This window comes from Pseudomonas sp. PONIH3 (assembly GCF_002934345.1).
GTDB classification, from domain to species: Bacteria; Pseudomonadota; Gammaproteobacteria; order Pseudomonadales; family Pseudomonadaceae; genus Aquipseudomonas; species Aquipseudomonas soli.
The window spans coordinates 3,046,032-3,063,848 of the sequence record NZ_CP026386.1; the positions used below are offsets into that span (position 1 = coordinate 3,046,032).

At 65.3% G+C, this 17,817-nt stretch carries 18 protein-coding genes; 7 read left to right on the plus strand and 11 right to left on the minus strand.

Going from position 1 to position 17,817, the window contains the following annotated elements:
• Positions 1 to 9 precede the first annotated feature (9 nt).
• Genes rlmH through C3F42_RS14105 form a run of 4 tightly spaced genes read right to left on the minus strand, consistent with a single transcriptional unit; the run spans position 10 to position 2,892 of the window.
• Entirely contained in the window at positions 10 to 477 is a 468-nt protein-coding gene (rlmH, locus tag C3F42_RS14090; RefSeq protein ID WP_023631106.1) for a 23S rRNA (pseudouridine(1915)-N(3))-methyltransferase RlmH, read from the minus strand.
• A gap of 9 nt (positions 478 to 486) precedes the next feature.
• On the minus strand, positions 487 to 915 hold the full coding sequence (gene rsfS, locus C3F42_RS14095; protein ID WP_031315360.1) for a ribosome silencing factor: 429 nt from the start codon (positions 913 to 915) through the stop codon (positions 487 to 489).
• A gap of 44 nt (positions 916 to 959) precedes the next feature.
• Entirely contained in the window at positions 960 to 1,652 is a 693-nt protein-coding gene (gene nadD / locus C3F42_RS14100) for a nicotinate-nucleotide adenylyltransferase (protein ID WP_046857282.1), read from the minus strand.
• Positions 1,621 to 2,892, minus strand: a complete 1,272-nt coding sequence (locus C3F42_RS14105; protein ID WP_038707277.1) for a glutamate-5-semialdehyde dehydrogenase — start codon at positions 2,890 to 2,892, stop codon at positions 1,621 to 1,623. Before C3F42_RS14105 ends, nadD begins: the two co-directional genes overlap by 32 nt.
• Positions 2,893 to 3,189: 297 nt before the next feature.
• Between C3F42_RS14105 and C3F42_RS14110 the strand changes: the two genes are divergently transcribed.
• Positions 3,190 to 3,882, plus strand: a complete 693-nt coding sequence (locus C3F42_RS14110) for a DNA-3-methyladenine glycosylase (protein ID WP_104444558.1) — start codon at positions 3,190 to 3,192, stop codon at positions 3,880 to 3,882.
• Positions 3,883 to 3,885: 3 nt separating this feature from the next.
• Positions 3,886 to 5,202, plus strand: a complete 1,317-nt coding sequence (locus tag C3F42_RS14115; protein WP_094012291.1) for a bifunctional DedA family/phosphatase PAP2 family protein — start codon at positions 3,886 to 3,888, stop codon at positions 5,200 to 5,202.
• Between the two features lie 46 nt (positions 5,203 to 5,248).
• On the opposite strand, the gene C3F42_RS14120 is transcribed toward C3F42_RS14115, so the two are convergent.
• From C3F42_RS14120 to C3F42_RS14130, 3 genes are read right to left on the minus strand one after another with little or no spacing between them, the layout of a single operon-like run.
• Entirely contained in the window at positions 5,249 to 5,839 is a 591-nt protein-coding gene (locus tag C3F42_RS14120; protein WP_104444559.1) for an LON peptidase substrate-binding domain-containing protein, read from the minus strand.
• Positions 5,840 to 5,848: 9 nt separating this feature from the next.
• Positions 5,849 to 6,565, minus strand: a complete 717-nt coding sequence (locus C3F42_RS14125; RefSeq protein ID WP_023631659.1) for an LrgB family protein — start codon at positions 6,563 to 6,565, stop codon at positions 5,849 to 5,851.
• Positions 6,562 to 6,924: a CidA/LrgA family protein gene (locus tag C3F42_RS14130; protein WP_023631660.1), complete on the minus strand. Its 363-nt coding sequence runs from the start codon at positions 6,922 to 6,924 to the stop codon at positions 6,562 to 6,564. The genes C3F42_RS14125 and C3F42_RS14130 overlap by 4 nt, the downstream gene beginning before the upstream one ends.
• 151 nt (positions 6,925 to 7,075) lie before the next feature.
• Between C3F42_RS14130 and C3F42_RS14135 the strand changes: the two genes are divergently transcribed.
• From C3F42_RS14135 to C3F42_RS14145, 3 genes are all read left to right on the plus strand, one after another.
• Entirely contained in the window at positions 7,076 to 7,531 is a 456-nt protein-coding gene (locus C3F42_RS14135) for a MaoC family dehydratase (protein WP_023631661.1), read from the plus strand.
• Between the two features lie 106 nt (positions 7,532 to 7,637).
• Positions 7,638 to 9,371, plus strand: a complete 1,734-nt coding sequence (locus C3F42_RS14140; protein WP_104444560.1) for a C13 family peptidase — start codon at positions 7,638 to 7,640, stop codon at positions 9,369 to 9,371.
• Positions 9,372 to 9,398: 27 nt separating this feature from the next.
• The gene (locus tag C3F42_RS14145; RefSeq protein ID WP_023631663.1) at positions 9,399 to 10,043 is read left to right on the plus strand and encodes an oxidoreductase; all 645 of its coding nucleotides are present in this window, start codon (positions 9,399 to 9,401) and stop codon (positions 10,041 to 10,043) included.
• 102 nt (positions 10,044 to 10,145) lie between these two features.
• Here the strand turns inward: C3F42_RS14145 and C3F42_RS14150 are convergent, their stop codons facing one another.
• From C3F42_RS14150 to C3F42_RS14165, 4 genes are all read right to left on the minus strand, one after another.
• Entirely contained in the window at positions 10,146 to 10,433 is a 288-nt protein-coding gene (locus C3F42_RS14150) for a YceK/YidQ family lipoprotein (RefSeq protein WP_038707275.1), read from the minus strand.
• Entirely contained in the window at positions 10,430 to 11,059 is a 630-nt protein-coding gene (gene ubiX / locus C3F42_RS14155; protein WP_011532009.1) for a flavin prenyltransferase UbiX, read from the minus strand. Before ubiX ends, C3F42_RS14150 begins: the two co-directional genes overlap by 4 nt.
• Positions 11,056 to 12,405 (minus strand): UDP-N-acetylmuramate:L-alanyl-gamma-D-glutamyl-meso-diaminopimelate ligase, encoded by a 1,350-nt coding sequence (mpl, locus tag C3F42_RS14160; protein WP_038707274.1) that lies wholly within the window; start codon positions 12,403 to 12,405, stop codon positions 11,056 to 11,058. Before mpl ends, ubiX begins: the two co-directional genes overlap by 4 nt.
• A gap of 66 nt (positions 12,406 to 12,471) precedes the next feature.
• Positions 12,472 to 14,391 carry a sigma-54-dependent Fis family transcriptional regulator gene (locus C3F42_RS14165; protein ID WP_094012294.1) on the minus strand — a complete coding sequence of 640 codons (1,920 nt, stop codon included), beginning with the start codon at positions 14,389 to 14,391 and terminating at the stop codon, positions 12,472 to 12,474.
• Positions 14,392 to 14,658: 267 nt separating this feature from the next.
• On the opposite strand from C3F42_RS14165, the gene C3F42_RS14170 reads away from it, so the two are divergent.
• Both C3F42_RS14170 and eat read left to right on the plus strand, forming a co-directional pair.
• Positions 14,659 to 16,179, plus strand: a complete 1,521-nt coding sequence (locus tag C3F42_RS14170) for an aldehyde dehydrogenase family protein (protein WP_104444561.1) — start codon at positions 14,659 to 14,661, stop codon at positions 16,177 to 16,179.
• A gap of 175 nt (positions 16,180 to 16,354) precedes the next feature.
• Positions 16,355 to 17,803, plus strand: coding sequence for an ethanolamine permease (eat, locus tag C3F42_RS14175; protein ID WP_023631529.1), 1,449 nt, complete (start codon positions 16,355 to 16,357; stop codon positions 17,801 to 17,803).
• The last annotated feature ends 14 nt before the right edge of the window (positions 17,804 to 17,817 follow it).

Consider the following 17,817-nt stretch of genomic DNA (forward strand, 5'->3'; position numbering starts at 1 on the left):
CTTACAGGTTCATTTGTGGTAGGGATGCCCGGACAACACGGTCCAGGCGCGGTAGATCTGCTCGCCGATGAGTATCCTTACCAACGGGTGCGGCAATGTCAGCGGCGACAACGACCAGCGCTGCTCGCTGCGTGCGCAGACTTCCGGCGCCAGCCCTTCCGGGCCGCCCACCATCAGGTTGACCGTACGCGCATCCAGGCGCCAACGGTCCAGCTCGCCCGCCAGTTGCTCGGTACTCCAGGGCTTGCCATGGACCTCGAGGGTGACGATGCGTTCCCCGGGCTGCACCTTGCTCAGCATCGCCTCGCCCTCCTGACGGATCAGGCGGGCGACATCGGCGTTCTTGCCGCGGGTGTTCAGCGGGATTTCCACCAGCTCCAGCGCAAGCTCCGGGGGCAGGCGCTTGGCATATTCATGCCAGCCTTCCTCGACCCACTTGGGCATGCGCGAGCCGACCGCGATCAGGCGCAGACGCACGACGCTTCCTTATTCCCGGTCCTTGAGCTTGTCGGAGTACTCGTGAGCGTGCTCCGGGCTGTGGTGCTTGCCGTCGTTGGCGCGGCTCTGCTCGGCGCCCAGCCACAGGCGTTCCAGATCGTAGAACTGGCGGGCGGCGGCGGTCATCATGTGCACGATGACGTCGTTCAGGTCCAGCAGCACCCAGTCGCTGTCGCCCTTGCCTTCTTCGCCCAGTGGCTGTGCGCCCTTGGCCTTGACCGCTTCACGGACCTTTTCCAGCATCGCGTTGATCTGGCGGTTGGAAGTACCGGTGGCGATGATCATGTAGTCGGTCAGGCTGTGCTTTTCACGCACGTCGATGACCTGGATGTCCTGGGCCTTGACGTCTTCCAGCGCGGCCTTGGTCAGTTCGACCAGTTCTTCGCCGCTGATGCCGTTGATTTTCTGCTTGGTCATATAAAACTCGTTCAACTCATTGATTGAGGCGCCCATGGGCGCCGTCAGTTGGACGCACGATACAGGTCGTGCGCCTCGATATAGGCCAGTACTGCGTCCGGCACCAGAAACCGCACCGACTTGCCGCTGGCCAGCAGCTGTCGGATCTGCGTGGCGGACACCGCGAGCGGGGTCTGCCAGACGAACGAAATATGCCCCGCCGGGCCGGACATGGCGGTGGGATCGCTCTCCGAGCGCGCCGCCAGAAGGTTGCGCAGCTCGTCAGGGGGTTCGACATCGGCATCCGGGCGTTGCAGCACCAGGATGTGACAGTGTTGCAGCAGCTCTTCCCAGCGATGCCAGCTGGGCAGGCCGCAGAATGCGTCCCAGCCCAGCACCAGGAACAACTGGTCGTGCGCGTTCAGTTCGCCGCGGATCGACTCCAGCGTGTCGATGGTGTACGACGGTTTGTCGCGGGCCAGCTCGCGGGCATCCACGCTCAGGCGCTCGACGCCCTGCACGGCGCCGCGCACCATGGCCAGGCGATCCTGCGCAGCCACCAGCGGAGTGTCGCGGTGCGGCGGCCGGGCGTTGGGCAGCAGGCGCAGTTCGTCCAGGCACATGAATTCGGCCACTTCCAGCGCACTGCGCAGGTGACCGATATGCACCGGGTCGAAGGTGCCGCCGAGAATGCCGACGCGCCGGACTGCGACAGGGTTGCTCAACTCAGCACGGCTCCTGGCCGCGCAGCTGGCCATCGCCGATCACCACGTACTTCTCGCAGGTCAGGCCTTCCAGGCCGACCGGGCCGCGGGCATGCAGCTTGTCGGTGGAGATACCGATTTCCGCGCCCAGACCGTATTCGAAGCCGTCGGCGAAGCAGGTCGGGGTGTTGAGCATGACCGACGCCGAGTCGACCTCGGCCATGAAGCGCCGGGCCTGGCCCTGGTGCTCGGTGATGATCGAATCGGTGTGGTGCGAGCCATAGTGGTTGATGTGCTCGATGGCCTGTTCCAGGCCGTCGACCACGCGAATCGACAGGATCGCGTCGAGGTATTCGGTGTGCCAGTCGTCTTCGCTGGCCGGCTTGGCGTCGATGAACGCCCGGGTGCGCTCGCAACCGCGCAGTTCGACGCCCTTGTCCTGGAAACGGCGGGCCATTTCCGGCAGGAAGCGCTCGGCCACCGACTGGTCCACCAGCAGCGTCTCCATGGCGCCGCAGATACCGTAACGGTAGGTCTTGGCATTGAAGGCAACGCGCCAGGCCTTGTCCAGGTCGGCGTGGGCATCGACGAAGATGTGGCAGATACCGTCCAGGTGCTTGATCACCGGTACACGGGCATCGCGGCTGATGCGTTCGATCAGGCCGCGGCCGCCACGAGGCACGATGACATCGACGAATTCCGGCATGCTGATCAGCGCGCCCACGGCTTCACGGTCGGTGGTCTCGACCACCTGCACCACTGCCGGCGGCAGGCCGGCCTCGGCCAGGCCGCGCTGGATGCAGGTGGCGATGGCACGGTTGGAATGGATGGCTTCGGAGCCGCCGCGCAGGATGGTGGCGTTCCCCGACTTCAGGCACAGGCTTGCGGCGTCGATGGTCACGTTGGGGCGCGACTCGTAGATGATGCCGATCACCCCCAGCGGCACGCGCATCTTGCCGACCTGGATCCCCGACGGGCGGTGGCTCATGTCGCGGATGGCGCCGACCGGGTCCGGCAGGCTGGCCACCTGGCGCAAGCCAGTGATCATGCCGTCGATGCGTGCCGGGGTCAGCGCCAGGCGCTCGAGCAGCGCGGGTTCCAGGCCGTTCTTGCGGCCATTGGCCAGGTCCTGTTCGTTGGCTGCGGTGAGCGCGTCGCGGGCCGCGTCGAGAGCGTCGGCGGCGGCCTGCAGGGCGCGGTTCTTCTGCGCGGTGCTGGCACGGCCGATCACCCGCGAGGCCTCACGGGCGGCGCGACCCAGGCGGGTCATGTAGTCAAGAACGGACTCGGTCATGGGTTCGGTGTCTTGGCAAAGGGGAAATCGGCTGATTATAACTGGAGCGCTCGGGTACGCCCAGCGGCGGGTGGCGGATGGTAGAAAATGGCTGCCGCCAATACGTAGGAAAGATGTAACCACCCGTATCGAAACACACCTCAGCGTCATCGCGGTGCAAACCCGCTCCCACGCCCTACGGGGCATGCAGCCATTTCCGTGGGAGCGGGCTTGCCCCGCGACAGCGTCAACTTGATTCAGCCTCGATTAAGCCATTCATTGCTATCATCCCCGCCTTCACAGCCACGAACCGCCCGTATGTCCGCCCCAGCCCCCTGCCCGGCCCGCGCCCTGCCCGACAGTTTCTTCGATCGCGATGCGCAGACCCTCGCCCGCGACCTGCTGGGCAAGGTCATCCGTCACCGCCAGGGCGACCTATGGCTGGCGGCGCGCATCATCGAAACCGAGGCCTACTACCTCACCGACAAGGGCAGCCATGCGTCCCTGGGTTTCACCGAGAAGCGCAAGGCGCTGTTCCTCGATGGCGGGCATATCTACATGTACTACGCCCGCGGCGGCGACTCACTGAACTTCAGCGCCCAGGGCCCGGGCAACGCGGTGCTGATCAAGTCCGCCTACCCCTGGATCGACACCATCTCTGATGCCAACAGCCTGGCCCGGATGCAACTGAACAACCCCGACGCCAGCGGCAACCTGCGCCCGCCCGAACGCCTGTGCAACGGCCAGACCCTGCTGTGCCGCGCCATGGGCCTGAAGGTGCCGCACTGGGATGCCCGGCGTTTCGACCCCGAGCGCCTGTACGTCGAGGATTGCGGCATCGCGGTCCCCCGGGTGATCCAGACCACCCGCCTGGGCATACCCCATGGCCGCGACGAACATTTGCCCTACCGCTTCGTCGATGCCGATTACGCCCGCCACTGCACCCGAAACCCGCTGCGACGCGGCCAGGTCGAAGGGCAAGACTTCTTCATGCTTGAACAAGGAAACTGAACCATGGGCCAATGGCTGGACAGCCTGACCACCTGGCTTGGCGCCAACCCTCAGTGGCTGGGCCTGGCAATCTTCCTCGTGGCCTGCGTCGAATGCCTGGCCATCGCCGGCATCATCGTGCCCGGCACCGTACTGTTGTTCGCGGTCGCCGTGCTGGCTGGCAGCGGCACCTTCAGCCTGGGCGAAACCCTATTGCTGGGTTTCCTCGGCGGCATGCTCGGCGACGCGATCTCCTACGCCATCGGCAAGTACTTCCACCAGAACATCCGCCGCCTGCCGTTGCTGCGCAGCCACCCGGAGTGGATCGGCAGCGCCGAGGCGTACTTCCAGCGCTATGGTATAGCAAGCCTGCTGGTTGGCCGCTTCATCGGCCCGCTGCGGCCCATGCTGCCGATGGTCGCCGGCATGTTCGACATGCCCCTGCCGCGCTTCATCGCCGTTAGCCTGGTGGCCGGCGCCGGCTGGTCGGTGGCCTACCTGCTGCCCGGCTGGGCCACCGGCGCGGCGATGCGCCTGCCACTGCCGGAAGGCTTCTGGCTGGACGCGGGGATTGTCATGGGCACCCTGGCGGTGCTGATCGGCCTGAGCCTGAGCACCAGCATCCGCGATCAGCGTCACGGCACCCGCCTGATCGCTGCCCTGAGCGGCCTGGCGGTAGCCGCGCTGTTCATCGGCTGGCGCTACTTGAGCGAATTCGACCAGGGCGTCATGACCCTGGTCCAGGAGCACCGCAGCCAGGCCATCGACGGCGCCGTGGTGGTGATCACCCGCCTGGGCGACTTCCGCACCCAGTTCTTCCTCGGCGGCTTGCTCACGGGCCTGCTGCTGCTGGCCCGGCAATGGCGCCATGCGCTGTTCGCCGGCGCGACGCTGATCGGCACAGCCCTGGCCAACGGCACGCTGAAATGGTTGTTCGCCCGCGCCCGCCCCGAGGTGCTGACCGACCCGCTGACCAGCTACAGCATGCCCAGCGGGCATAGCTCGGCATCGTTCGCCTTCTTCCTGGTGCTGGCGGTGCTGGCCGGGCGTGGCCAGCCGCCGCGCATGCGCCTGACCTGGGTGCTGCTGGGATGCATTCCGGCCCTGGCCATCGCGCTGTCGCGGGTATACCTGGGCGCGCACTGGCCGACCGATATCCTCGCCGGCGCGCTGCTGGCATGCTGCGTGTGCGCGCTGAGCCTGACCCTGGTGCAATATCGCCAGCCACTCACCGCGCTGCCGCAGCGGGTATGGTGGCTGGTATTGCCAGCGTGCATCGCGTTGCTGACATTCTTTGCCCTGCACGCGCTGCCCAAGGCGTTGCTGCGCTACCAATACTGACGGCCATCACTGGGCAACCCGCTCCATCGGAGCGGGCCTGGATGGTTCAGGCGAACAACTCGCCCTGGATCCGCTCCAGCAATGCCTGGATCGCTTCCAGCCTCAACTGCGGCGAGTCGATGGCCAGCAGGTCGAGCTTGTCCTCTTCCACGAACGGCAACAGGTAGGCCAACTGGTTGGCCAACGCCTGTCGCCCGTCGACATCCCGCGGCATGTCCAGCGCCTCGACCATCGGGTGCTCGCCCAGGGCCAGCAGCAGCGCCAGCAGGTCATCGTCCTGCTCCTGCAGCGGTCCGTCCGCCAGCTCCGACAGCCACTGCACCTCGCCGATCATCAACTGGTCCTTCTGCACCTCGGTGCGCTCGACACGAAAACGCCGCAGGCCCTCAACGCGAATGCCCAGCAGGCCGTTGTCCTGCTGCACGAAGTCGCGGATCAGTGCCTCGCAGCCGACCGACGCCACCACTGGCGCCGCCTTGCCCACCTGCTCGCCTTCCAGGATGCATACCACGCCGAAGCCTTCACCCTGCTTCATGCAACGGCCGATCATGTCCAGGTAGCGCGCCTCGAAGATCTGCAGATCGAGCAGGCAACCGGGGAACAGCACGGTATTGAGGGGAAACAGCGGTAATGTCATCTCGATTCCTCAAGCCACCAGGCTGACCGCCAACGGCAGGAACACCGCCGTGGCCACCCCCATAAGGCTCATCGCCAGCGCGGCGAAGGCGCCGCATTCGTCACTTTCCTGCAAGGCCACCGACGTGCCCACCGCGTGAGCGGTGACGCCCAGCGCCATGCCCCGGGCCTCGGGGCTGAGTACGCCGAAGCGGCTCAGCAGCGCCGGGCCGAAGATCGCGCCGATCACCCCGGTGATCAGCACGAACACCGCAGCGAGGGCCGCCACACCACCAATCTGCTCGGCCACCAGCATGGCGATCGGCGAGGTGACCGACTTCGGCGCCATGGTCATCAGGATCATGTGCTCGGCGCCAAACCACCAGCCCAGCGCCAGGCATGCCACGGTGGCGAACAGGCCTCCGACTACCAGCGTAGTAAATGTCGGCCAGAACAGCTGACGGATCCGCCGCAGGTTCAGGTAGAGCGGCACCGCCAGGGCCACGGTGGCGGGGCCCAGGAGGATGTTCATGATCTCGGTGCTCTTGCGGTACTCGGCGTAGTCGATGCCGCAGACAAGCAGGATGCCGATCACCACCAGCATCGACACCAGCACCGGTTGCAGGAAGATCCAGCGGGTTTTTTCATACCCTGCCAGCACCAGCTGGTAGGCGGCCAGCGTGATGCCGATACCGAACAGGGGATGGTGGATGACCGCGTCGAGCGCGCCGTGCCAATCGAGGGTCATGGCTGCTCCTCTTGCTTGCCCTGGCGGTGGATCAGTCTCTGCATCAGCACCCCCACGAACACCAGGGTCGCCAGGCAAGAGATCAACAGCGCCCCGACGATCGCCCAGAAGTCGGCGGCGATGTCCCTGGCATAGACCATCACCCCCACCGCCGGCGGCACCAGCAGCAGCGGCAGGTAGCGCAGCAGGCTGCCGGCGGCCTCGTTGAGCGGCTGGCCGACTTCGCCACGAACCATCAGGAACACCAGCAGCAGCAACAGGCCGATGATGGGCCCGGGCAGGATGTGCAGGAACAAATGGTTGATCGCCGTTCCCAGCAACTGGAACAGCACCAGCCAGGTCAGACCACGCAACAGCATAGGGACCTCCGTCAGAACATGGCGGTCATTATAAGCACGCTAAGCAATTGCCTATAAGGCGATATTCGGCGAAAAGCGGGCAACTTGACTGAAACGGTGCTGCGTGCTGATCTTGAACATTCGTACCAAATGACAATCTGGAGATGTCGCGATGCCCTATGTACCCGTTACAGAGCTTTCGCAGTACGTTGGCAAGGAGCTGGGCCGTTCCCAATGGCTGAAGATCGACCAAGAACGCATCAACCTGTTCGCCGAAGCCACCGGCGATTTCCAGTTCATCCATGTCGATCCTGTGAAAGCGGCCAAGACCCCGTTCGGCAGCACTATCGCCCATGGTTTCCTTACCCTGTCGCTGATCCCCAAGTTGATGGAGGACATCCTCGTGCTGCCCGAGGGGTTGAAGATGGTGGTCAACTATGGCCTGGACAGCGTGCGCTTCATCCAGCCGGTGAAGGTCGACAGCCAGGTACGACTCAAGGTCGACTTGACCGACGCCACCGAGAAAAAGCCCGGGCAATGGCTGCTCAAGGCCACGGTAACCCTTGAAATCGAAGGCGAAGAGAAACCGGCCTACATCGCCGAACCACTGTCACTCTGCTTCGTCTGACCACCACGCCGCGCCTGGAGCAGACGCACGGGGCGCGCAGCGCCCCAATTCACGGCCTGGCGTATTCTGCGGCATACTCGGGGCATCGTTTTCCGCGGAAGCCGCCATGCGCCCCCTGCTCCCCCTGACCCTGATCCTGCTGCTCGCCGCCTGTGGCGAAGGCGAATCCCTGTCTCCGCCGGACGCGCGCCTGCCCGATGGCGGCCGCTACCGTGGCCAGGTGGTGAATGGCCTGCTACAGGGCGAGGGGCGCATCGACTATCCCAACGGCAGCTGGTACGCCGGCAGCTTCAAGGATGGCCAATGGCACGGCCAGGGTGAGTGGCATGGCAGCAACGGCGAGGTCTACCGTGGCCAGTTCAGTGAAGGCCTGTTCCAGGGCCTGGGTGACCTGACCACGCCCGGCAGCCACTACGCCGGCACCTTCAAGCATGGCCGCCGCGATGGCGAAGGCACCCTCAAGCAAAACGACCAGACCTACCGCGGCCAGTTCAAGGACGACCAGTACGATGGCGCGGGGCAACTGGAACTGGCTGACGGCAGCCGTTACCAGGGCCTGTTCGCCAAGGGCAAACCGAACGGTGCCGGGGTGCGCAGCGATGCCAGCGGCAACCAGTTCAGCGGGCACTTCATCGATGGCCAGCTACAGGGAGCCGGCACCTACGACAGCGCCGACGGCGAACAGTACATCGGCGAGTTCAAGGACAATCGCCTCGAGGGCCGTGGCCGCTACGAGAGCGCCGACGGCGACGTCTGGATCGGCGACTTCAAGGACGGATCGCTGGCCGGCCAGGGCGAACTGCTGGGTAGCGATGGCAGCCGCTACAAGGGCGGTTTCCGTGACTGGCGCTTCGCTGGCACCGGCACCTTGCAACTGGCTGACGGTAGCCAGTATATCGGCGGTTTCGCCGACGATGCCTACCACGGGCGTGGCAAGCTGACCCACCCGGACGGTCGCAGCGAAGCCGGTACCTGGGTCAACGGCGTGCGCGTGCGCGACGCCCAGGGCAAGCTTTTGCCCGACCCGCTCGACCTGGCCCTGCTCAACCAGGGCAAAATGCTGGCCGATGCGCTGGCCAAGGTGCCTGCGTCGGTCCCACCCGTGCAGTTGTACAGCCTTGTGGTGGCCGGCGACGGCCAGCAAAGTGTGTTCCTGCGTGAGGCCGACTATGTCAGCAATATGCTCAAGGTGCGTTTCGGCGCCCTCGGCCAGATCACCTTGGTCAACCATCGCGATCATCTGGCCGACCGGCCCATGGCCACCCGTGAGAGCATCACCCGCGCTGCCCGCACCTTGGCCGAGCGCAGCGGCCCCGAGGACCTGGTGTTCATCTACCTGACCAGCCATGGCAGCCACGACCACCAACTGGTGCTCGACCAACCACGCCTGCAACTGGCCGACCTCTCCGCCGACGAGCTGGCCAGCGCCCTCGCCCCGCTGAAGGACCGCGACAAGGTGATCGTCATCTCCGCCTGCTATTCCGGTGGCTACATCGCCCCGCTCAAGGACGACCGCACCCTGGTCATGACCGCCGCCCGGCCAGACCGGGTGTCATTCGGCTGTTCGGAAGAAGCCGACTTCACCTACTTCGGCGACGCCCTGTTCGCCCAAGCGTTGAACCAGACCGACGATCTGAAACAGGCGTTTGAACTGGCGCGGCAAAGCGTTGCCGAACGAGAACGAAGGGAAGGTTTCGAAGCCTCTGAGCCGCAGCTCTGGGCGCCGCCGGCGGTAATCAGCCATTGGCAGCGCCTGCGCCGCCAACAAGCCGAGCAAGCCTTGCGCAATGAAGCCCAGCCAGCTTCGGAGGAACAGGCAAAAACACCTGGCGCCCACTAAGCTGTGTAGTAACGAGGGAGAAACACCATGTACCTGACGCCTCAGCATGTCCTGCTTGCCGGTGCCACGGGTCTGACAGGAGAACACCTGCTCGACCGCCTGCTCAACGAGCCCACTATCAGCCGCGTGCTGGCGCCAACGCGCCGCCCGCTGGCCGAGCATCCGCACCTGGAAAACCCAGTGGGTGACCCGGCCATGTTTCTCCCGCAACTGGCTGGCCGTGTCGACATAGCGTTCTGCTGCCTGGGTACCACCCTCAAGCAGGCCGGATCTGAAACGGCCTTCCGCGCCGTGGACCTGGATATGGTCGTGGCCTTCAGCAAGCGCGCCAGGGAGATGGGCGCCCGCCATCTACTGGTGATCAGCGCGCTCGGCGCCGATCCGAAGTCTTCGATCTTCTACAACCGGGTCAAGGGCGAGATGGAGGAAGCGCTAAAGCAGCAGGATTGGCCGCAATTGACCATCGTGCGGCCTTCGCTATTGCTGGGCGAGCGGATCCAGCCACGGCTGGGTGAGCGCATGGCCGCACCCTTCGCCCGCCTGATACCGGGCAAGTACCGCGGCATCGAGGCCTGCACCCTGGCCCGGGCGCTGTGGCGGCTGGCGTTGGAGGAGGAGGATGGAATTCGCGTGGTCGAGTCGGACGAGCTGCGCAAGCTAGGCAAGAAGTAAGGCATCAAGCCCATCGCGGGGCAAGCCCGCTCCCACGCTACGGGCTATCGCTCAAGGACGTGGGAGCGGCGGTTCGCCGCTGCGACTTGCCCCGCGATGCTGTTACAACCCACCGGTAGCGTTGAACCCCACCCCCGCCGCCGTCAATAACGACAACGGCAGCAGCAGCGTATCGAGCAACGCGCTCCCAGGAAGGTCCAGCCCCGGATAGGCCGGCGCCTCGGCCCCGAACCGATCTTCTGGACAGCACCCACCATTGATCACGTACAGGTCAAGCCGTGTCCCGGCATACACCACCGGTGCCCCGGGCTTGTTGGCATCCAACGTGCGGACCGTGGCGCAGCCACCGAGCTGGGCCAACACCAGCAGCCCCAGCACAAACCGCCTCAATCATCGACCCCATGATGATGCTCGCCCCAGCGCGGCAGCATGTCCTGCGGGATATTCAGCAGGTTCAGGATGCGTGCCACGACGAAGTCGACCAGGTCGTCGATGGTCTGCGGCTGGTGGTAAAAGCCCGGTGCCGCCGGCAGGATCACCGCGCCCATCTGCGACAGCTTGAGCATGTTCTCCAGGTGGATGGTCGAGAATGGCGCCTCCCGCGGAACCAGGATCAACTGACGACGCTCTTTGAGGGTCACGTCGGCCGCCCGCTCGATCAGGTTGTTGCAGGCACCGGTGGCAATCGCCGACAGGGTGCCGGTGGAACACGGCACCACCACCATCGCCGCCGGCGCGCCGGAGCCCGAGGCCACCGGCGACATCCAGTCCTCCTTGCCATACACGCGGATCTGCCCGTCGGCCGCGCCGGTGTACTCGGTCAGGAACGCCTGCATGGCCTGGGGCTTGGCTGGCAACACCACGTCGGTCTCTGTAGCCATTACCAGTTGCGCGGCCTTGGAGATGAGGAAATGCACCTCGCGGTCTTCGCGCACCAGGCAATCGAGCAGGCGCAGGCCATACTGCGCCCCGGAGGCGCCGGTCATGGCCAGGGTGATGCGTTCCGGCCCGCTCACTTCAGCGCCTCGGCCAGCTTGCCGTGCAGGCCGCCGAAGCCGCCGTTGCTCATGATCACCACATGGGTACCCGGGCGGGCCTGGCCCTTGATCCGTTCGATGATCGCCTCGAGGCTGTCGGCGACCACACTCGGCACCTTGCACTGCGCGGCGGTGCCGGCCAGATCCCAGCCCAGGTTGGGCGGCGCGTACCAGATGACCTGGTCGGCGTCGTTGACGCTTTCCGGCAGGCCGTCGCGGTGCGCGCCCAGCTTCATGGAGTTGGAGCGCGGCTCGATCACCGCGATCACCGGCGCCTCGCCTACGCGCTTGCGCAGGCCATCGAGGGTAGTGGCGATGGCGGTCGGGTGGTGGGCGAAGTCGTCATAGATGGTCACGCCCTGAACCTCGGCAACCAGTTCCATGCGGCGTTTGACGCTCTTGAAGGCGCTCAGGCCTTCGATACCCATGGCCGGCGCCACGCCGACATGGCGGGCGGCAGCCAGGGTGGCCAGGGCATTGGCGACGTTGTGTTGGCCGGTCAGCGCCCAATCCACCACTCCTTGCGCCTGACCTTCGAACAGCACTTCGAAGCGCGAGCCATCGGCGCTGAGCAGGCGCGCCTGCCACTGGCCACCCTCGCCCGTGGTCTGCACCGGGGTCCAGCAGCCCATGCCGATGACGCGCTCCAGCGCCTGCTCGGTGGTCGGGTGAATGACCAGGCCCTCACTGGGAATGGTGCGAACCAAGTGGTGGAACTGCCGCTCGATGGACGCAAGGTCGGGGAAGATGTCCGCGTGATCGAACTCGAGATTGTTGAGGATCGCAGTACGCGGATGGTAGTGCACGAACTTGGAGCGCTTGTCGAAGAAAGCGCTGTCGTATTCGTCGGCTTCTACCACGAAGAACGGCGTATCGCCCAGGCGCGCCGACACCGAGAAGTTCTGCGGCACGCCGCCGATCAGGAAGCCCGGGCTCATGCCGGCGTGTTCCAGCACCCAGGCCAGCATGCTGCTGGTAGTGGTCTTGCCATGGGTACCGGCCACGGCCAGTACCCAGCGGCCCTGCAGCACATGGTCGGCCAGCCACTGCGGGCCCGATACGTACGCCAGGCCCTTGTTCAGCACATACTCCACCGCCGGGTTGCCCCGCGACATGGCGTTGCCGATCACCACCAGATCCGGTGCCGGCTCCAGCTGGGCCGGGTCGTAGCCTTGGGTCAGCTCGATGCCCTGGGCTTCGAGCTGGGTGCTCATCGGCGGATACACGTTGGCGTCGGAGCCGGTGACACGGTGGCCAAGGTCCTTGGCCAGCACCGCCAGCGAACCCATGAAAGTGCCGCAAATACCGAGAATATGAATGTGCATGATCGACCTCGCAAAACGTCGAGGCAGGGTAGCCCAGGGCGAGGGAAATCGCACCCGCTGTTTCGCTCAGCAGGCCCTGGCTATGCCATGTTTGCGCAGTTTTCGATACAAGGTATTGCGGCTGATGCTCAGGTGCTCGGCGACGCGGGTCATGTGCCAGTGGTTTGCCTCCAGGGCGCTGAGCAAGGCCTGGCGCTCGGCATCGCCAAGACACACACGACCATCGTGGGAGCGAGCCTGCCCCGCGATGGCGTTGGCAGGACCCACTCCCACATTGCGCACCATTTGCGGGAGGTCCGGATACTCGATCCGCCCCTCCTCGCACAACGCCACCAACGTGCGCAGCACATTGCGCAACTGCCGCACGTTCCCTGGCCAGGCAAAGTCCAGCAACGCTTGTCGTGCTTTCGGTTCGATTTCGATGACCTGTCCTTCGGCCTCCTGCGCCAGCAGGAAGTCCAGCAGCGGCGCCTTGTCGCTGCGTTCGCGCAACGCCGGCAGGGCCACCTCCAGGCCATTGAGGCGGTAATAGAGGTCTTCACGGAACCCGCCGTGCGCCACCCGCTCCAGCAGGTCACGGTGGGTGGCGCTGATGATCCGCACATCCACCGCCTGCGGCTCACCACCGATCGGCACCACCTGGCGCTCTTCCAGTACCCGCAGCAAGCGAGTCTGCAGCGCCAACGGCATGTCGCCGATCTCGTCCAGCAGCAAGGTGCCGCCATCGGCCTGCAGCAGCTTGCCGCGCATGCCTTCCTTGCGCGCACCGGTGAAGCTGCCACCGCGATAGCCGAACAGCTCGCTCTCGATCAGGCTCTCCGGGATCGATGCGCAGTTGATCGCCACGAACGGCTTGTCACGGCGTGCGCTGGCTTGGTGCACCGCCTGGGCAAAAGCCTCCTTGCCGCAACCGGTTTCGCCGCGCAACAGCAGCGGCACGTCACGCTCGAACACCCGCACGGCGCGACGGAAGTCCTCGCGCAAGGCCGGATCGAGCAGGCAGATGCCCGGCGCAGCGGTCTGGGGCAAGGCCACCGGCACCGACCACACCGGCGCCCGTGCCTGGCCGCGCAGGCTGGCGAATACCTGGCGACCGTCGCGGGTGTGCAGCGGCCAGGCAGTACTGCCCTGGAGAGTGGCGCGGCTGAACATTTCATCGTGGCTGCAGGCGAAGAACCTGTCCAATGGCTTGCCCAGCACTCCGCCGCGGATGGTCCCCAACAGGTTCAAAGCACTCTGGTTGGCGGCGCAGATCCGCCCGTCGCCATCGAAGGCCAGCAGGCCCTCGCTGAACAACCCGACCGACTCGGCCTGCAAGTGAAAACGCAGTAGCCATTGCTGCTCGAAGTGGCGCAGGAAGTAGCAGCTCTCGATCATCTTCGCCGACAGGTTGACCAGCGCCATGGTGTGGAACTGGCTCTGGCGCGAGACATCGGGCCGCGCCGACGACACATCGAGTACCGCCAGCAACTCGCCGTGTGGGTCGAATACCGGGCTGGCCGAGCAGGTCAGCCCGGTATGGCGACCACGGAAGTGCTCGTCCTGGTGAATGGTCAGGGCTTGGCGCTCGACCAGGCAGGTACCGATACCGTTGGTGCCCTCGCGGGCCTCGCTCCAGTCGGCGCCGAGCCACAGCCCGGCACGCTCGAAGATGCGCCGCTCGCTGGGCGCGGTGACGCAGTTGAGGATCACCCCGCGAGCATCGGTCAGCAGCACCGCGTGCCCGGCACCGGACAACTGCTGGTGCAGGCTGTTCATCTCGTTGTCGGCGATCTGCAGCACCTGGCGCAGGCGCTCGCGGCTCTCCAGCAGGCGGCCGTGTTCGAGCACCACCGGTGCCTGGACCCGCGCGGGGTCGAGGTGGTAGTCCTCCAGGCAACGCAGCCAGGAGCGGGCGATGGACGGGTCGCTGCCCGGCCCGCTGGTCTGGCCCTGGGCGACCGTGAGCACTTGCTGGGCATGGCGGCTGAACGGATTGCTCTGCATTTCTTGTTGTTCTCCGCAGATAGAGCGTGCCGTCAGCATCCTCCAGGCGTGAACGCTTTGCAACGTTGCACCGACCCTGCGGTCACGGCCTGTGTCGCAACGGGTACAAAATGTCACCCTGGCCGTGCCGAGGCTGGCACAGGTCATTTCAATCGCGGCGCCGCACTTGACCCAAGTCATTGATAAACAAGGGCCTCCAGGCGCTGGCCCGACCTTTGCTCTACGCTTGGTAACTCCGCAACAATCACAACGACCAGGAGACACATCATGCGTTATGCACATCCCGGCACCGAAGGCGCGAAGGTCAACTTCAAGAGCCGCTACGGCAACTACATCGGTGGTGAGTTCGTGGCGCCGGTGAAGGGGCAGTATTTCGAGAACACCTCCCCGGTCAACGGCAAGCTGATCGCCGAGTTCCCCCGCTCCACCGCCGAAGACATTGAAAAGGCCCTCGACGCGGCCCACGCGGCCGCCGATGCCTGGGGCCGCACTTCGGTGCAGGACCGATCCAACGTCCTGCTGCGCATCGCCGACCGCATCGAGCAGAACCTCGAGCTGCTGGCCATCACCGAAACCTGGGACAACGGCAAGCCGATCCGCGAAACCCTCAACGCCGACATCCCGCTGGCGGTCGATCACTTCCGCTACTTCGCCGGCTGCATCCGGGCCCAGGAAGGCGGCGCCGCCGAGATCAACGAAACCACCGTGGCCTACCACATCCACGAGCCGCTGGGCGTGGTCGGGCAGATCATCCCGTGGAACTTCCCACTGCTGATGGCCGCCTGGAAGCTCGCCCCGGCCCTGGCCGCCGGCAACTGCGTGGTACTCAAGCCCGCCGAACAGACTCCACTGGGCATCACCGTGCTGATGGAACTGATCGGCGACCTGCTGCCCAAGGGCGTGCTCAACGTGGTGCAAGGCTACGGCCGTGAAGCGGGCGAGGCCCTGGCCACCAGCAAGCGCATTGCCAAGATCGCCTTTACCGGCTCTACCCCGGTCGGCGCGCACATCATGAAATGCGCCGCCGAGAACATCATCCCCTCCACCGTCGAACTGGGCGGCAAGTCGCCGAACGTGTACTTCGAGGACATCATGCAGGCCGAGCCGAGCTTCATCGACAAGGCGGCCGAAGGCATGGTGCTGGCCTTCTTCAACCAGGGCGAAGTGTGCACCTGCCCGTCGCGTGCCCTGGTGCAGGAATCGATCTACCCGCAGTTCATGGGAGTGGTGATGAAGAAGGTGCTGCAGATCAAGCGCGGCGATCCACTGGACACCGACACCATGGTCGGCGCCCAGGCCTCGCAGCAGCAGTTCGAGAAGATCCAGTCCTACCTCAAGATCGCCCAGGAAGAGGGCGCCGAGTTGCTTACCGGCGGCAAGGTGGAGCAGCTCGAAGGCGCGCTGGCCAGCGGTTACTACATCCAGCCGACCCTGCTCAAGGGCAACAACAAGATGCGCGTGTTCCAGGAGGAGATCTTCGGCCCGGTGGTCAGCGTCACCACCTTCAAGGACGAAGCCGAGGCCCTGGCGATTGCCAACGACACCGAATTCGGCCTGGGCGCCGGCGTGTGGACCCGCGACATCAACCGCGCCTATCGCATGGGCCGCGGAATCAAGGCCGGCCGCGTGTGGACCAACTGCTACCACCTGTACCCGGCGCATGCCGCGTTCGGTGGCTACAAGAAGTCCGGCGTCGGCCGTGAAACCCACAAGATGATGCTCGACCACTACCAGCAGACCAAGAACCTGCTGGTGAGCTACGACATCAACCCGCTGGGCTTCTTCTAAGCACGAATCATCGCGGGGCAAGCCCGCTCCCACGTGGGAGCGGGCTTGCCCCGCGATGAGGCCGATCAACCAAGCGCGGTTGCCGTGCAGCAACCGCTCTGGCTCGCTTCCTGCAGTACCTATCACCATCGGCCCGAAACCCTTCCGGCCACCAAGAAGAAAAACAGGTGAATCCATGCCAAGCGATCATTCCGCCGGCGCGCCGGCAAGCTCCTCCGTCGACTTCGAAAAGGTCAATTCCGAGTATTTCCAGCAACGTGAACTGAAAAAAGGTGCCGCCGGCTGGGTGCTGCTGGTGGGCCTGGGCGTGGCCTACGTGATCTCCGGCGACTACGCCGGCTGGAACTTCGGCCTGGCCCAGGGCGGCTGGGGCGGCATGTTCCTCGCCACCCTGCTGATGGCCACCATGTACCTGTGCATGTGCTTCTCCCTGGCGGAACTGTCGTCGATGATCCCCACGGCCGGCGGCGGCTACGGCTTCGCCCGCAGCGCCTTCGGCCCCTGGGGCGGCTTCCTCACCGGCACGGCGATCCTCATCGAGTACGCCATCGCGCCCGCAGCCATCGCCGTGTTCATCGGTGCCTACTGCCAGTCGCTGTTCGGCATCGGCGGCTGGATGATCTACCTGGCCTTCTACATCGTGTTCATCGGCATCCACATCTTCGGCGTCGGCGAGGCGCTGAAGCTGATGTTCATCATCACCGCGGTTGCCGCCATCGCCCTGGCCGTGTTCCTGATCGGCATGGTGCCGCATTTCGATGCAGCGAACCTGTTCGACATCGCCAAGACCGACGCCGTCGGCGCCAGCAGCTTCCTGCCTTTCGGCTATGTCGGTGTCTGGGCGGCGATCCCCTACGCGATCTGGTTCTTCCTCGCGGTCGAAGGCGTACCACTGGCCGCCGAAGAGACCAAGAACCCGAAGCGTGACCTGCCCCGTGGCCTGATCGGCGCGATGTTGGTGCTGCTGGCCTTCGCCTTGTTGATCCTGGTGGTCGGCCCCGGTGGCGCCGGTTCCGAAGCCCTCAAGGCCTCAGGCAACCCGCTGGTCGAGGCGCTGTCGAAGGCCTACGGCGGTTCGACCTGGATGGGCGGCTTCGTCAACCTGGTGGGCCTGGCCGGCCTGATCGCCAGCTTCTTCTCGATCATCTATGCCTATTCGCGGCAGATCTTCGCGCTTTCCCGCGCCGGCTACCTGCCACGCAAACTGTCCGAGACCAACAAGAGCAAGGCCCCGGTACTGGCCCTGGTGATCCCCGGGATCATCGGCTTCGCCCTGTCGCTGACCGGCCAGGGCGACCTGCTGATCCTGGTGGCGGTGTTCGGCGCCACGCTGTCCTACGTGCTGATGATGGCCGCGCACATCACCCTGCGTATCCGCCGCCCGAAAATGGAGCGTCCGTACCGCACCCCCGGCGGCATCTTTACCTCGAGCGTGGCCCTGGTACTGGCCTGTATCGCCGTGGTCGCCGGCTTCCTGGTCGATCCGCGGGTGGTGATTGGCGCCGCGGTGATCTATGCAGTATTAATTGCCTACTTTGCGTTCTACAGCCGCCACCACCTGGTGGCCGGTACACCGGAAGAGGAATTCGCCGCGATCCAGAAGGCCGAAGAGGCCCTGCACTGATTGCCGACTTGCGC